This window comes from Streptomyces sp. NPDC003032, from assembly GCF_053591415.1.
Genome location: NZ_JBSFTT010000009.1, coordinates 52,447 through 67,849, shown reverse-complemented (window position 1 = coordinate 67,849; position 15,403 = coordinate 52,447). Strand labels below are relative to the sequence as shown.

The window sequence follows — 15,403 nt, the reverse complement described above, 5'->3', positions numbered from 1 at the left end:
CACCCCCCGGCACAGGGTGATCGGACAGGGTGCAGCCAGGACCGGCGGCTGCCGCGGAGTGAAGGGCAACGTATGCAGCAGCCGATTTGGCGGCGGATACGCTCCACCCGCCGCGGTGTCGCCCTCGCCTCGGTCACGGCACTCGCCCTCGCGGTCACGACCTCGGCGAGCACCGGACGCCTGATGGAGGACTCGCCCAGCGCGGCGGGCCCGGTGTCGATGGCCCGGGGCACCACGCTCGGCCCGTGCATGATCAGCGGCGCGATGGGCGTACAGATGTCGGAGGGCGTGCCCACTCCGCCCGGCTACACCCGCTCCACCGGCACCGTCCGGGCCCTGAACCTCATGGTCGACTTCTCCGACGCGCCCGGTCAGGGCAGCGCGATGGACCGTCTCGCGGAGTTCTTCCCGCAGACCGCGCAGTGGTTCCGCACCAGTTCCTACGGGCGCCTCGACTACCGCCCCGAATCCCCCGTGCCGGACTGGCTGCGGATGCCGAAGCCCTTCGCGGAGTACGGGATAGAGCGCGGCGCCCCCTTCGACCCGGGCTACCGGGGACTCGTGGAGGACATCGTGGCGGCCGCCGACCCGGACGTGGACTTCCGGTCGTACGACCTCGTGAACATCCTGGTCACCCCGAACGCGGGGCCCTCCGCGCTCGACACGGTCCTGTCGGTGACCTTCGCGGGCAACCACGAGGCGCCGGTCGCGGACGGCGTGCCCGTCTCCAACGCGTCCTTCGTCTACAGCCGTCAGGACGACGGATCGGGCAGCTACCACGAGACGGGCTACCGCGTCCTGCCCCACGAGAACGGCCACGTCTTCGGCCTGCCCGACCTCTATACGCAGGACGGCGGCGGCGCGGTCGGCCACTGGGACATCATGAGCGAGGACTGGGGCGCCAACAACGACCTGCTCGCCTGGCACAAGTGGAAGCTGGGCTGGCTCGACGACGACCAGGTCGGCTGCGCGTCGAAGCCCGGCACCACCCAGCACGTCCTGACCCCGCTGGCCCGCTCCGGCGGCACCAAGCTCGCCTTCGTCCCGCTGAACGCGAAGACGGGGTACGCGGTCGAGGTCCGCACCCGGGACGGCAACGACGAGGCGGTCTGCAAGGCGGGCGTCCTGGTCTACCGCGTGGACGCGGACGTCGACACGGGCCACGGCCCGGTCACGGTCTCCGACTCCACGGCGGAGAGCGGCGGTTGCACCCGCCGGCCCAACGTCCACGCCGAACTCTCCGACGCCCCCTACGGGGCCGGCGAGACCTTCACCGACCGCGAGACGGGCGTGCGGGTCGCGGTGGCGGACGTGACGGACGACGGCGACTACCGCGTGCACGTCACGCGGCCGTAGCGCCGTTTCCGCTTCCTGCCCCGGCGTTCGTGCCCGCTCCCGGCACGGTCTGCTGCACCTGCCGCAGGAACGCGGCGTTGCTCGGGGTCTTCTTGATGCGGTCCAGCAGCGTCTCCAGGGAGCTCGCGCCGTCCCGGCCGAGCAGGGCGCGCCGCAGCCCGCGTACGGCAGTCAACTCATCGCCCGGCACGAGCAGTTCCTCGCGTCGCGTGCCGGAGGGCGTGACGTCGACGGCCGGGAAGAGGCGCCGGTCGGCGAGGGTGCGGTCGAGCCGCAGCTCCATGTTGCCGGTGCCCTTCAGCTCCTCGAAGTAGTAGTCGTCGGCGCGCGATCCGGTCTCCACGAGGACGGTCGCGAGCATCGTCAGGGAGCCACCCTCCTCAGCGAGGCGTGCGGCACCGAAGAGCCGCTTCGGGCCCTGGATCGCCGCCGCGTCGACGCCGCCGCTGAGGGTCTTGCCGCCGCCGGCCGCCGCGTTGTTGTACGCCCGGCACAGCCGCGTCAGCGAGTCGAAGAGCATGACGACGTCGCGTCCCTGCTCGACCAGGCGCTTGGCGCGCTCCACGGCGAGTTCGGCGAGCGCGATGTGCTGCCTGGCGGGCCGGTCGAAGGTCGAGGAGAGCACCTCGCCGTGGACCGAGCGCCGCATGTCGGTGACCTCCTCGGGCCGTTCGTCGAGGAGGACCACCATGAGGTGGCACTCGGGGTGGTTCTCCGCGACCGCCGCGGCGATCTGCTGGAGCAGTACGGTCTTGCCGGTCCTCGGGGGCGCGACGATCAGGCCGCGCTGCCCCTTGCCGACGGGCGCGACGAGGTCGACGAGCCGCCCGGCGACGCCCGCGCCGGTGGTCTCCAGGCGGAGCCTTTCGCGGGGGTGCAGCGGGGTGAGGTCCCCGAAGCGGGGCCGCCCCCGCAGCTCCTCGGGCACGCGCCCGTTGACCCGGTGGACGCCGGTGAGGGTCCGGGCCCGCCCGGCGCACTCGCCCTCGACGAAGTCACCGCCGCGCAGGGCCAGTTGATGGATGAGCGGGGCGGGCACCTGCACGTCGTCGGAGCCGGGCAGACACCCGTCACCGCGGAGGAACCCGCGCCCGTCGCGGGCGATGTCGAGAACCCCGGTGCAGGTCAGGACGGTGGAGCGGGTGGTGGAAGCGGTACGCGTGACTCGTTCGGTCGCGGTGGCGGTCATGAGAGTGGTCCTTTCGCGGACATGCGAATGAGGGGGCCCGACGGGGCGGCGATGACCACGCCCCGTACGACGGGCAGAAGGGAAACTGCTGCGTGAGCAGTGAGGGAGAAGGCCTGATCGGCCTGCCGGATCCCGGAAGAGGGAGAAGAAAAACCGGTACGGGCGCCCTGATACGAGCCGGGGCGTACACACGTACTGATGGCAAGGTAGCACACGAGACGAAGAACGCGCACGCACCGAAAAAGCCCTACGCCGCCGCATGATGCGGAGCAACGGGCAGGTGGGCGGGGAACACCCCGCCGCGAAGCGGCGGGTTCAGAGCAAGGTCACCCCCGGGCGGGAGCCCGAACCGCCGGGACCACCACCGGCGCCCCATCCACCGCCGACCGCAGAATCTCCGCGTCGATCCCGTAGAGCGTCTTGACGAGCCCCGCGTCGACCACGTCCCGCGGCGCGCCCGTCGCCACGATCCGCCCCGCCAGCATGGCGACGACGACGTCCGCGTACCGCGCCGCCGCCGCGAGGTCGTGGACGACCATCACGATGGTCCGGCCCTCCGCCGCGACCTCCCGCACCAGGTCGAGTACTTCCACCGCGTGCCCGATGTCGAGCGCGCTGGTCGGCTCGTCGAGGAGGACGACCGGCGTCTCCTGGGCCAGCGCCATGGCGAGCCAGCACCGCTGCCGCTGCCCGCCGGACAGCTGGTCGAGGCGCCGCTCGGCGAGTTCCGCCGTGCCGGTGGCTTCGAGCGCCCGCGTCACGGCGCGCTCGTCCTCGGCGGACCACTGGCGGAACAGCCCCTGGTGGGGGTGGCGCCCGTACCGTACGAGACCCGCGACGGTCACCGCCTCGGGCGCCTGCGGCGACTGCGGGAGCAGGGCGACGCGATGCGCCGTCTCGCGCTGCTTGAGCTTCCAGAGGTCCGCGTCGCCCGCGAACACCCGCCCGGACAGGGGCTGGTGGAGCCGCGCCATGCAGCGCAGGAGTGTGGACTTGCCGCAGCCGTTGGGGCCGACGATGGCCACGACCTGGCCGGATTCGACCGTGAGGTCGACGCCGTCGACGGCGGTGTGCGTGCCGCCGTATCCGGCGGTGAGCTGCTCGACGCGGAGTTCCACGGATGTGCCTTTCCGGCTTCGAGGGGCTCACCCCTTGCCAATTTGACCTAAGGTAAGGCTAACCTTAGCCAAAACCATGGTCGCTGACGACCACTCCATCATGTCCCCTTGAACCCGGAGCTGTTGATGACCGTCCCCCGCCGCCCCCTCTCCACCGCCTCCCGACGCGCGACCCAGTCGGTCGCCGCGCTCGGCGCGGCGGCGCTGCTCCTGACGGGCTGCGGCTCGGACGACGGCTCCGACAAGGACTCCGCCAAGGGCGGCTCCGGCTCCTCGGACACCCGCACCATCAAGGACGCCACCGGCAAGGCCGTGAAGGTCCCGGCCCACCCCAAGCGCGTCGTGACGCTGACCCAGGAGGACCTGGACGCCGTCCTCGCGCTCGGCGTGAAGCCGGTCGGCATCACCAACGGCCAGGGCCTGGACAAGCCGCCGGCCTACCTCGCCGACAAGGTCGAGGGCATCGACGTGGTCGGCAATCTGCTGCAGCCCGTCATGGACAAGGTCGTCGCGGCCAAGCCCGACCTGATCCTCGCCGGTGACATGCAGGACGAGCAGGTGCTCAAGCAGCTGCGCGAGATCACGCCCGCGACCGTCGTCACGATGGCGCCCACCGACGACTGGAAGCTGACCCTGCGGGGCATCGGCAACGCCGTGGGCGAACTCCCCAAGGCCAACAAGGTCATCGGCGACCACGAGGCCGCCGCCAAGAAGGCCGGCAAGGAGCTGGGCGCGAACAAGGGCGCCGAGGTCTCCATCGTCCGCTGGAACCCGGACGGCCCGAGCTGGATGGAGAACAAGCAGTTCGCCAGCGGTGTCGCCCTGGAGATGGGCCTGAAGCGGCCCAAGAACCAGAACAAGGACGGCAACGCGCACACCCCCTCGCTCAGCCTGGAGAAGATCAACGAGATCGACGGCGACTGGCTGTTCCTCTCCACGCTCACGTCGGACGGCGAGAAGGCCCTCAAGGACGTCCAGAAGAAGCCCGCCTACAAGGACCTCGGCGCGGTCAAGAAGAAGCAGGTCGTGACCGTGGACGGCTCGGTCTGGTCGACCCGCGGCGGCCCGCTGGCCGCCGACGAGGTCATGAACGACATCAGCGAGGCGCTCAAGAAGAAGTAGCGCGCCCGGAGCGGGCGTTCGCGAAGTCCGCCGCCGTCCAGGCCATCCCCAGCGCGCCGTCGAGCAGTGCCTGCTCGGCGGCCGGCGAGACGGCGGCCGCCGCGAACTCCGGTTCGTGCGGGCCGCAGGCGCCGCCGCTGATGTCCAGGACGGGGTGGATGGACGGCACGAGGTGCGAGACGTTGCCCATGTCCGTGCAGGCGAACGGCTCGCGCTCGACGGGTTCGGCACGGCCGAGCGTCCGGGCGTTCGCCTTCCACAGGGCGATCAGTTCCGGGTCGCCGCGGAAGTCGAGGTAGTCGGGCTCGGGCCGCTCCAGGGTGACGTCGCAGCCGGTGGCGAGAGCCCCGGCGCGGAAGCAGTTCTCGACCCGCTCCCGCAGTTCGCGCAGGTCCTCGGCGGCCAGGGCGCGGATCTCGTACTCGGCCGTGGCGCGGTCCGGTATCGCGTTCGGTGCCGTGCCCGCGGCGGTGGTGATGCCGTGCACCCGCCACTGCGGCGGGAGCTGCTGGCGCAGCAGGCCGAGCGCGACCTGCGCGACGGTCAGGGCGTCGGCGGCGTTGCGGCCCTCGTGCGGGTTGAGGCTGGGATGCGCGGACCTGCCCGTGTACGTCACCGAGAGCGTGCCGAGCGCGAAGGAGCGGAAGTCGGCCATCTCGAACGGGCAGGGGTGCACCATCATCGCCGCGTCCACGCCGTCGAAGGCGCCCGCGTCGATGAGCAGCGCCTTGCCCGCGCCGCGCTCCTCGGCGGGTGTCCCGAGCACGCGTACGGTGAGCCCGAGTTCATCGGCGTACGGGGCGAGGGCGAGGGCCGCTCCGACACCGGCGGCGGCGATCAGGTTGTGGCCGCAGGCGTGGCCCAGGCCGGGCAGCGCGTCGTACTCGCAGACGATGGCGACCGTGACGGGTCCGGAGCCGACGGTCGCACTCACGGCGGTCTCCAGGCCGAAGGCGGGCGTGGTCACGGCGAAGCCGTGTCCGGCGAGGAGTTCGGCGCACCAGGCGGCGGCGCGGTGCTCCTCGAAGGCGGTCTCGGGGTGGGCGTGGATGCGGCCGCTGAGGGCGAGCAGGGCGTCGCGGTGGGCCTCAACGCCCTTGCGCAGGGCGGTCTTGATGTCCGTGGGGGCGGTCGTCTTCTCCATGGCGAGCAAGATAACTTAGGCTAACCTAAGTTCATACCGGTAGGTCCAGGTTCCGGTCCAGGTCCAGGTCCAGGTTCATGTTCAGGTTCACGGGAGTCGTCACACACATGCATCAGCGCCCTGACCGCCTTCCCCTGCTCACCGCGCAGGCCGGCATCCTCTACGCGCAGCAGCTGGCCCCGCAGAGCACCGCGCTCAACACGGCGGACCGCGTGGAGATCCAAGGCCCCCTGGACACCGGCCTCTTCGAGGCAGCGCTCCTGCGCACCATGGCCGAGGCCGAGACGCTGTCGCTGCGGGCGGGCGAGGACGCGGCCGGTACCCCCTGGCAGGAGGTCCGCCCCGACGCCGTGCCGGTGACGCTGCACCACCTGGACCTGCGCGCCGAGGCACACCCGGAGCAGGCCGCCGAGGCTTGGATGCGCGCCGACCTCGCGAGACCCGTGGACCTCACCGGCGACCGAGCCCAGGCCCAAGCGCAGGCCCAGGGTCAGGCCCAGGGCCATGCCGCGAGCGGCCTCGTCACCCAGGCCCTGATCCGCCTCGCCGACGACCGCCACTGGTGGTACCAGCGCGTCCACCACTTCGCCGTCGACGCCTACGCCCTCCAGCTCATCGGCAGCCGCGTCGCCGAGCTGTACACCGCCCTCGCGACCGGGCAGGAGGAGCTGCCCGAACGCCGGTTCGCGCCGCTGGCCGAGCTGGCCGACGAGGAGCGGCACTACCTCGGCAGCGAGCAGTACGCCACCGACCGCGCCTTCTGGGCCGAGCGCACCGCCGGGCACACCACCCCCGCCACCCTCGCCGCCCGCGCCGGAACCTCCGATCTGCCGCACCGCCGCGCCACCGACCTGCTCGACGGCTCCTTCGACCGCGTCAGCCGTGCCGCGCAGGCCGTGAAGGCCACCTGGGCCGAGCTGGTCATCGCCGCCACCGCCGGGCATCTGCACCGCGTCACCGGCGCCAAGGACATCGTGCTCGGCCTTCCGCTGACCAACCGCCGCGGCCCCGCCGCCCTGCGCACCCCGGCGATGACCGTCAACGTCCTGCCGCTGCGCATCGCCGTACGCCCCCGCGACACCGGCGCCGAACTCCTGCGCCGCGTCGTCCTGGAGGTCCGCGCCGTCCGCCGCCACCAGCGCTACCCGCAGGCCGACCTGCGCCGCGACCTCGCACTCGGCACGGCGGGCGAGCCGCTGACCGGGCCCATGGTCAACATCAAGCCGTTCGAGACCGACCTGGACTTCGCGGGCCTGCCCGGCACCGTCCGCAACCTCGCCGCGGGCCCCGTCGAGGACCTCGCCGTCGGCGCCGCACCCCGCGCCGACGGCACCCTGCGCATCACCCTGGACGCCAACGCAGGACGGTACGAGGACGCCGAACTCGCCCGTCACGAGCGTGCGTTGGTCACGTACCTGGACGGTCTCGCCGAGCTGCTCCTCTGCGACCCGCACCGGCCCATCGGCACCCTCGACCTGCTCACCCCCGACGAGGTCCGCGCGGCCACCGCCGGGCGCGCGGAGGCGCCCGCCGAGCACACGCTGCCCGAGGTGTTCGCCGCGCAGGCCGCCCGCACCCCCGAGGCGGTGGCCGTCCGCAGCGGCGGCGCCACGCTGACCTTCGGCGGGCTCGACGCGGCGGCGAACCGGCTCGCCCACCGTCTGGCCGCCGACGTGGCACCCGGCACGCCCGTCGCCCTCGCCCTGCCCCGCAGCACCGACACGGTCGTGGCGCTGCTCGCCGTACTGAAGGCGCGCGGCGTCTGCCAGCCGCTGGACCTCGGCCATCCCGCCGCGCGGACCCTGGACGTGCTGGCCGACGCCCGCCCCGCGTACGTCATCGGGACCCGGGCGACGCTCGCCGCGCTCCCGGACCACGGCCTGCCCGTACTGGCGCTCGACGACCCGGACACGTCGGCCGCGCTCGCCGCCCTCCCCTGTGACGCGCCCGCCGCCTCCCCGCGCCTCGCTGACCCCGCCTACATCATTCACACCTCCGGTTCCACGGGACGCCCCAAGGGCGTCGTCGTCACCCACGCCTCGCTCGCCAACCTCCTCGCCGGGCACGGCTCCGACCACATCGCGCCCGCGGTCGAGCGCGCGGGCCGGGAGCGGCTGCGGGTCGCGCACAGCGCGTCGTTCGCCTTCGACGCGTCGTGGGACCCCGTCCTGTGGATGGTCCACGGCCACGAGCTGCATCTCCTCGACGACGCCGCGTACCGCGATCCGTCGGTGCTCGCCGCGTACGTCGACGAGCACCGCGTCGACTACCTCGACGTCACCCCGTCCTACGCCGAGGCGCTCGTCGCCGAGGGCCTCCTCGACGAGGGCAGGCACCACCCCGCCGTCCTGGTCGTGGGCGGCGAGAGCGTCCCCGCACCGCTGTGGGAGCGGCTCGCGTCCACGGCAGGGTCGCGGCCCATCAACCTGTACGGACCGACAGAGACGACCGTCGACGCGTACTACTGGCTGCCGGAGCCCGACGGGAGCACCACCGGGCACCCGGTGCGCGCCTCGCGCGTCTACGTCCTCGACTCCTCCCTCCGTCCGACGCCCCCCGGCGTCACCGGTGAGCTGTACGTCGCCGGGGCGTGCCTCGCCCGCGGCTATCTCGGGCGCCCGGACCTGACCGCCGAGCGCTTCGTCGCCGACCCGTTCGGGGCGCTGCACGGCGACCCCGGCGGCCGCATGTACCGCACCGGGGACCTCGTGCGCCGTCGCGCGGACGGCACCCTGGAGTTCCTGGGACGCGGCGACGACCAGGTGAAGATCCGCGGCTTCCGCATCGAACTCGGCGAGATCCAGGCGCGCCTGGCGGACCACCCGGCGGTCGCCCAGGCCGCCGTAATCGCCCGCGACACCGCGCATGGCAAGCGACTCCTGGCCTACGCGGTGCCGCGCGACGCCCGCGCCGTCACCCCGGACGGAGTCTCCACCGTCACCCCGGACGGACCCCCCACCGTCACCCCCGACGAACTCCGCGCCCACCTCGCCGCGGCCCTCCCCGAGCACATGGTCCCGGCCACGGTCACCCTCCTCGCCGAGCTGCCGCGCACCGCCAACGACAAGTTGGACCATCGGGCCCTGCCCGACCCGGAGCCCGCGGTCACCCCCGGAGGGGACGCCGGCAGGCGCCCGAGCGACCCGTACACCGAGATCCTCCGCGGGCTCTTCGCCGATGTCCTCGGGCTGGAGTCCGGGTGGCCCTCAGCCGACGCCGGGTTCTTCGATCTCGGCGGTCACTCGCTGCTCGCGGGGCGCCTGGCCGCCCGTATTCGTGAGCGGTTCACCGCCGCCGTCGGTATCGCCGACGTCTTCAAGGCGCCGACTCCCGCCGCTCTCGCCGCGCTGGTGCGCGCCTCGGCCGCCTCCGGCAGCGAAGCGGCCCCGCTCGTCCCCGTCCCCCGCACCGACACCCTCCCCCTCTCCCCCGCCCAGCAGCGCCTGTGGTTCCTGCACCGCCTCGAAGGACCCAGCCCCACCTACAACATCCCGCTCGTCCTCACCCTGAACGGCCCCGTCGACCACGCCGCGCTCCAGCTCGCCCTGCACGATCTGACCGCGCGCCACGAGACACTCAGAACGGTATATCCCGCCACTGACAACGCCCCTGAGGACCAGCCCCACCAGCGCATTCTCGCCGCCGACCACCCCCTGGCCCGCCCGACCCTGCACCGCGAGCCCCTCGGCGCGGACGACGCGGACGCCCTCAGCCACGCCGTGCGCCACTGCTTCGACCTCGGCGCCGAACCCCCGCTCCGCGCCACCCTGTTCACCGACCCGGCGAACCCCGCCCGTCACACCCTGCTGCTCCTCCTGCACCACATAGCGGGCGACGGCGCCTCCACCACCCCCCTCGCCCGCGACCTCGCGACCGCCTACACCGCCCGCGCGGCCGGCCGGGCGCCGGAGTTCGCGCCGCTCCCCTTCCAGTACGCCGACCTCGCCGCCCACCAGCAGAAACTCCTCGCGGACGGCCTGGCGCAGACCCACCTCGCGTACTGGAAGGGCGCCCTCGCGGGCCTGCCCGACCAGCTGGAGCTGCCCGCCGACCGGCCGCGCCCGCCCGTCGCCTCGTCCCAGGGCGGCACCGTACCCTTCCGCCTCACCCCCGCCACCCACCGCGCCCTGAAGCGTCTCGCGGCCGCCACCGGCACCACCGTCTTCATGACCGTCCAGGCCGGTCTTGCCGCGCTCCTCACCCGGCACGGCTGCGGCACCGACATCCCGCTCGGCACGCCCGTCGCCGGGCGCGACGACGACGCGACCGCCGACCTCGTCGGGTTCTTCACCAACACCGTCGTGCTGCGCACGGACACCTCCGGCGACCCCGGCTTCCGTGCGCTCCTCGACCGCGTGCGGGGCGGGACACTCGCCGCGTACGAGCACGACGTACTCCCCTTCGACCAGCTCGTCGAGGAGCTGAACCCGCCCCGCTCCCTCGCCCGTCACCCCCTCTTCCAGGTGATGCTGGCCTGGCAGTCGATCCCGGACGGGCGGTTCGCGCTCGGCCCGGACACCACGGCCCGGCTGACCGCCGTCCCGTCGGGCACGGCCAAGTTCGACCTGACCCTGAACGCCGGCGAACTGGCCGACGAGCAGGGCATATCCGGCTTCCTCGAATTCCGTACGGACCTCTTCGACCGCGCCACCGCCGAGGCCCTGGCCGCCCGCCTGGCCCGCCTCCTCACCGCCGCGGCCGAGGCCCCCGACACCCCCCTCGGCCTCCTCCCCCTCCTCAGTGCCGAGGAGCACCACCACGCCCTGGTCGCCGTCAACCAGCAGGCCGTACAGGCACGTACAGAAGAACCCGCCACCCTCGCCGACGTCTACGAATCAGCCGCCGCCCGGCACCCGCACCGCACCGCCGTCTCCCACGACGGCCACGCCCTCACCTACGCCGAACTGTCCGCCCGCGCCCACCGCCTGGCCCGCCTCCTCGCCGCCCGCGGCATCGGCCCCGGCTCCATCGTGGCGCTCGCCCTGCCCCGCTCCGCCGACCTGGTCACGGGCCTGCTCGCGGCCGCGCTCTCCGGCGCCGCCTACCTCCCCCTGGACCCGGACTACCCCGCCGACCGCCTCTCGTACATGCTCGGCGACGCCCGCCCCGCCGCGCTGCTCACCGACACCGCGACGGCGCCCCGGCTGCCCACCGAGGCCCACGCGCTGCCCGTGATCGCGGTCGACGGCGACGCCCCGGCCGCGTACGACGAGACCCCCCTGGCCCAGAGCGACCGCACCCGCCCGCTCACCCCCGACGACCCCGCGTACGTCATCTACACCTCGGGATCGACGGGCCGCCCCAAGGGAGTCGTCGTCACGCACCACAACGTGACGCGGCTGCTGACCGCGACCGACCACTGGTTCGGCTTCGACGAGAACGACGTGTGGACGCTCTTCCACTCGTACGCCTTCGACTTCTCGGTGTGGGAGCTGTGGGGCGCGCTCAGTCACGGCGGCAAGGTCGTCGTCGTACCGCATCTGACCAGCCGCGACCCTGGCGCCTTCCGTACGCTCCTCGCCGACGAGGGCGTCACCGTCCTCAACCAGACACCGTCCGCCTTCTACCAGCTCGCCGCCGCCGACCGGGAGGCGCGCGACGGCCGTGCACTGGCCCTTCGCTACGTGGTGTTCGGCGGTGAGGCGCTCGAACTGGCCCGGCTCGACGACTGGTACGAACGGCACGGCGACGCCGCGCCCACCCTCGTCAACATGTACGGCATCACCGAGACGACCGTGCACGTCTCCTACTTCGCGCTCGACCGCGCGAAAGCCGCCGCCTCCACGTCGAGCACCATCGGCGTCAACATTCCCGACCTGCGCGTCTACGTCCTCGACGACCGCCTCCAGCCGTGCCCGCCCGGCGTCACCGGCGAGATGTACGTCGCCGGTGAGGGCCTGGCCCGCGGCTATCTGGGCCGGCCCGACCTGACCGCGACCCGCTTCGTCGCCGACCCGTACGCGCATCTCTTCGGCGAGCGCGGCGCCCGCATGTACCGCTCGGGCGACCTCGCGCGCCGCCGCGCCGACGGAAACCTGGAGTACTTCGGGCGCGCCGACCACCAGGTGAAGATCCGCGGCTTCCGCATCGAACTCGGCGAGATCGAGGCCGTCCTCGCCGCGCACCCCGCCGTCTCGGACGCGGCCGTCGTCGTACGCGAGGACGTGCCCGGCGACAAGCGGCTCGTCGGCTACGCGGTCGTCTCCGACGGCGGGACCACAACCACGACCACGACCGCGACCACGACCGCCGTCGAACTGCGTGAACACACGGCCGGCGAACTGCCCGTCCACATGGTCCCCTCCGCCGTCGTCCTCCTGGACCGGCTGCCGCTCACCAGCAACGGCAAGCTGGACCGCAAGGCCCTCCCCGCGCCGGAGCGGCCCGCCGCCACCGACGCGGGCCGCGCCCCGCGCACCCCGCGCGAGGAACAGCTCTGTGCGATCTTCGCGGAGGTGCTCGGCGTCACGACCGTGGGCATCGACGACAACTTCTTCGAGCTGGGCGGGCATTCGCTGCTCGCCGTGCGCCTCGCGGGCCGCGTCAGGGCCGCGTTCGGCACGGAGGTCTCCATCGGTACGGTCTTCCAGTCGCCGACACCTGCCGGGCTCGACGCGTTCCTGGACTCCGGGAGCGGGCAGGCCGACCCCCTGGACGTTCTGCTGCCCCTGCGCCCCGCCCGCGACGGCGACCGCGCGCCGGTCCACTGCGTCCACCCGGCGGGCGGCCTGAGCTGGTGCTACGCGGGCCTGATCCGCCACCTCCCGCCGGACGTGCCGATCTACGGCCTCCAGGCGCAGGGCGTGGGAGCGGCCACCGCCGCCGACGCGCTGCCCCGCACCCTGGAGGAGCTGGCCGCCCACTACGTCTCCCGCCTTCGCGAGGTGCAGCCCACCGGCCCCTACCGCCTCCTCGGCTGGTCGACCGGCGGCATCATCGCGCACGCCATGGCCACGTACCTCCAGGAGCTGGGCCACGAGGTGGAGCTCCTCGCCATCCTCGACGCCTACCCGGCGGAGGGCTTCCGCGAACTGCCCGAGTCCGACGAGGCCGAGGCCCTGGAGTCGCTGCTCACGATGGGCGGTTACGGCCCCGACAGTCTCGCGGGCAAGGAGCTGACCACCGGGAATGTCATCGACGTACTGCGCCGCGAAGGCAGCCCGCTGGCCGCCCTGCCGCCCGTCACGTTCGAGGCGCTGCGCGACATCTACCTCAACACGAACCATCTCGTACGGGCCTACGACCACCGCCGCTTCGACGGCGACGTGCTGTTCTTCCGGGCGACCGTCGACACGATCGACGAGACGCTCACGCCCGAGACGTGGGCACCGTACGTCGGCGGGCGCATCGCGAACACGAACGTCGCCTGCTCGCACAAGGACATGACCCTGCCCGAGCCGATCGCGCACATCGCGCGCGTACTCGCCGACCGACTGACCGAGCTGGAGACCCCGCGATCATGAGTGACGCCCCCGCCAACCCCTTCGACCGCGAAGGGGAGTTCCTGGTCCTGGCCAACGACCGCGGCGAGCACTCGCTGTGGCCGCTCTTCGCCGCCGTGCCCGAGGGCTGGTCCACGGCCCACGGCCCGTGCCCGCGTCAGGACGCCCTGGACTGGGTCAACAGCCGGTGAGCGGCGGCCTGCTGGTCAGACCCCGGATACGCCCGAAGGTCGCCGTCGTCCTCGTCTACACGGCCGCGATGTGCATGAACGGCCTGGACTCGACGATCGTCAACCCGGCCCTGTTCACCATCGCGGGCGACTTCGGCCGCCCGGTGTCGGCGGCGAACACGGTCGAGACGGCGTTCCTCGTCGCGCTCGCCCTCGCCCTCCCCGTGGCGGGCTGGCTCGGCGACCGCCTCGGCACGAAGCGGGTCTTCCTCGGCTCGCTGGCCGTCTTCACGGCGGCCTCCGCGGTCTGCGGTCTCGCGCCGGACCTCACCACCCTGGTGGTGGCGAGGGCGGCGCAGGGCCTGGCGGGCGGGCTGCTCACGCCGGTCGGCATGACGCTGCTCTTCCGCGCGTTCCCGCCGGAGGAGCGGGTGAGGCTGTCGAAGGTCCTGATCGTGCCGACCGCGCTGATGCCCGCGCTCGGCCCGCCGCTCGGCGGCTTCCTCACAGAACACCTCTCGTGGCACTGGCTGTTCTTCGTGAACGTGCCGGTCGGCGCGGCGGCCGTGCTGCTGGGTGCCGTGTCCCTGCGTGAGCACGTCGAGGGCGCGCCGGGCCCCTTCGACCGCGTCGGCTTCCTCCTCGCCACCCCGGCGCTCGGCCTCCTCACGTACGCGCTCGGCTTCGGCCCCTCGCACGGCTGGTCCCAGCCGTCGGTGGCCGTCAGCGCGGTGGCGGGCGTGGCCCTGCTGGTCGCCACGGCCGTCCACCAACTCCGCGTACGCGAGCCGCTTCTGCGCCTCCGGCTGCTCGGCGACCGCGTGTACGGAGCGGCCTCCGGGCTCGCCCTGGTCAGCGCGGCGGGCCTGATGGGCGTCCTCTTCGTCTTCCCGCTGCTCTACCAGGCCGCGCTCGGGGCGTCCGCGCTGGACGCCGGGCTGAGCGTCTTCCCCGAGGCGCTCGGCCTGATGCTGGCGTCCCAGGCGGTGGACCGCCTGCTGCCGAGGCTCGGCCCGCGCCGCCTCGCGGTCCCGGCGCTGCTCCTCGCGGCGGGCGTCTTCGCGGCGCTGGCCGCGCCCGGGGTGGCGGAGAACGCCTGGGCCGTGCGGGCGCTGATGTTCGCGGTGGGCCTGGTCCTCGGCACGGCGGTACTGACCATCCAGATCGCCGGTTTCGAGGACATCGCCCCCGCCGACATGGGCCAGGCGATGGGCCTCTTCCAGATCGTCCGCACACTGGGCGGCGCGCTCGGCATCGCGGCGTGCGCGGCGGTGATCGGCGGCCACGGAGTGAGCTTCACGGACGCCGGCCCGTACCGCGTGGCGGTCCTGGTGACGGCGGGCTTCGTGGCGGCGGGGGCGCTGCTGGCGATGCGCCTACCAAAGACGGCGGCGGGGCCACCGCCGGGGTGAGGGTGCGCCCCCGCCTGGGCGGGAGTCGGCCCCCGCCGGGGTGAGGGTCGGCCCCCCGCTCGGACGAGTGTCGGCCCCCGCCGGGGTGGGAGTCGGCCCCCGCTCCGGCGAGTGGCGGCCGCCGCCCGGACGAGAGTCGGCCACCGCCCAGGTCAGAGTCGGCCCCCGCTCGGGCGAGTGGCGGCCACCGCCGGGGAGACAAGCCCCCGCCCTGGGGACAGTCAGCTCCGCCCGGGGTGAGAGTCAGCCCCCGCCGGAGAGATCAGCCCCCGCCCGGACGAGAGTCGGCCACCGCCCAGGCGCGAGTCAGCCCCCACCGGGGAGAACAGCTCCCCACCCAGACGCGAGTCCGCCCCCGCTCGGGCGAGTGGCGGCCACCGCCGGGGAGACAAGCCCCCGCCCTGGGGACAGTCAGCTCCGCCCGGGGTGAGAGTCAGCCCCCGCCGGAGC

General features: G+C 73.4%; 8 protein-coding genes. 5 read left to right on the top strand and 3 right to left on the bottom strand.

Annotated elements, in window-relative coordinates:
• The first annotated feature begins 72 nt into the window (after window positions 1-72).
• Entirely contained in the window at window positions 73-1,356 is a 1,284-nt protein-coding gene (locus tag ACWDZ7_RS14995; protein ID WP_451797179.1) for a M6 family metalloprotease domain-containing protein, read from the top strand.
• Here ACWDZ7_RS14995 and rho read toward each other — a convergent pair.
• Window positions 1,343-2,545: a transcription termination factor Rho gene (rho, locus tag ACWDZ7_RS14990; protein WP_451797177.1), complete on the bottom strand. Its 1,203-nt coding sequence runs from the start codon at window positions 2,543-2,545 to the stop codon at window positions 1,343-1,345. The two genes, ACWDZ7_RS14995 and rho, sit on opposite strands and share 14 nt — an antisense overlap.
• A gap of 326 nt (window positions 2,546-2,871) precedes the next feature.
• Entirely contained in the window at window positions 2,872-3,663 is a 792-nt protein-coding gene (locus ACWDZ7_RS14985; RefSeq protein ID WP_451797176.1) for an ABC transporter ATP-binding protein, read from the bottom strand.
• A 126-nt stretch (window positions 3,664-3,789) separates the two neighbouring features.
• On the opposite strand from ACWDZ7_RS14985, the gene ACWDZ7_RS14980 reads away from it, so the two are divergent.
• Window positions 3,790-4,785 carry an ABC transporter substrate-binding protein gene (locus ACWDZ7_RS14980; RefSeq protein WP_451797175.1) on the top strand — a complete coding sequence of 332 codons (996 nt, stop codon included), beginning with the start codon at window positions 3,790-3,792 and terminating at the stop codon, window positions 4,783-4,785.
• Here ACWDZ7_RS14980 and ACWDZ7_RS14975 read toward each other — a convergent pair.
• A complete protein-coding gene (locus ACWDZ7_RS14975; RefSeq protein ID WP_451797173.1) occupies window positions 4,772-5,929 on the bottom strand; it encodes a M20 family metallopeptidase in 1,158 nt (385 codons plus the stop codon). The two genes, ACWDZ7_RS14980 and ACWDZ7_RS14975, sit on opposite strands and share 14 nt — an antisense overlap.
• Window positions 5,930-6,036: 107 nt before the next feature.
• On the opposite strand from ACWDZ7_RS14975, the gene ACWDZ7_RS14970 reads away from it, so the two are divergent.
• Genes ACWDZ7_RS14970 through ACWDZ7_RS14960 form a run of 3 tightly spaced genes read left to right on the top strand, consistent with a single transcriptional unit; the run spans window position 6,037 to window position 14,953 of the window.
• A complete protein-coding gene (locus ACWDZ7_RS14970) occupies window positions 6,037-13,392 on the top strand; it encodes an amino acid adenylation domain-containing protein (RefSeq protein WP_451797171.1) in 7,356 nt (2,451 codons plus the stop codon).
• Window positions 13,389-13,562 carry an MbtH family protein gene (locus ACWDZ7_RS14965; protein ID WP_451797170.1) on the top strand — a complete coding sequence of 58 codons (174 nt, stop codon included), beginning with the start codon at window positions 13,389-13,391 and terminating at the stop codon, window positions 13,560-13,562. Before ACWDZ7_RS14970 ends, ACWDZ7_RS14965 begins: the two co-directional genes overlap by 4 nt.
• Window positions 13,559-14,953: a DHA2 family efflux MFS transporter permease subunit gene (locus ACWDZ7_RS14960; RefSeq protein ID WP_451797168.1), complete on the top strand. Its 1,395-nt coding sequence runs from the start codon at window positions 13,559-13,561 to the stop codon at window positions 14,951-14,953. The genes ACWDZ7_RS14965 and ACWDZ7_RS14960 overlap by 4 nt, the downstream gene beginning before the upstream one ends.
• Window positions 14,954-15,403 lie beyond the last annotated feature (450 nt).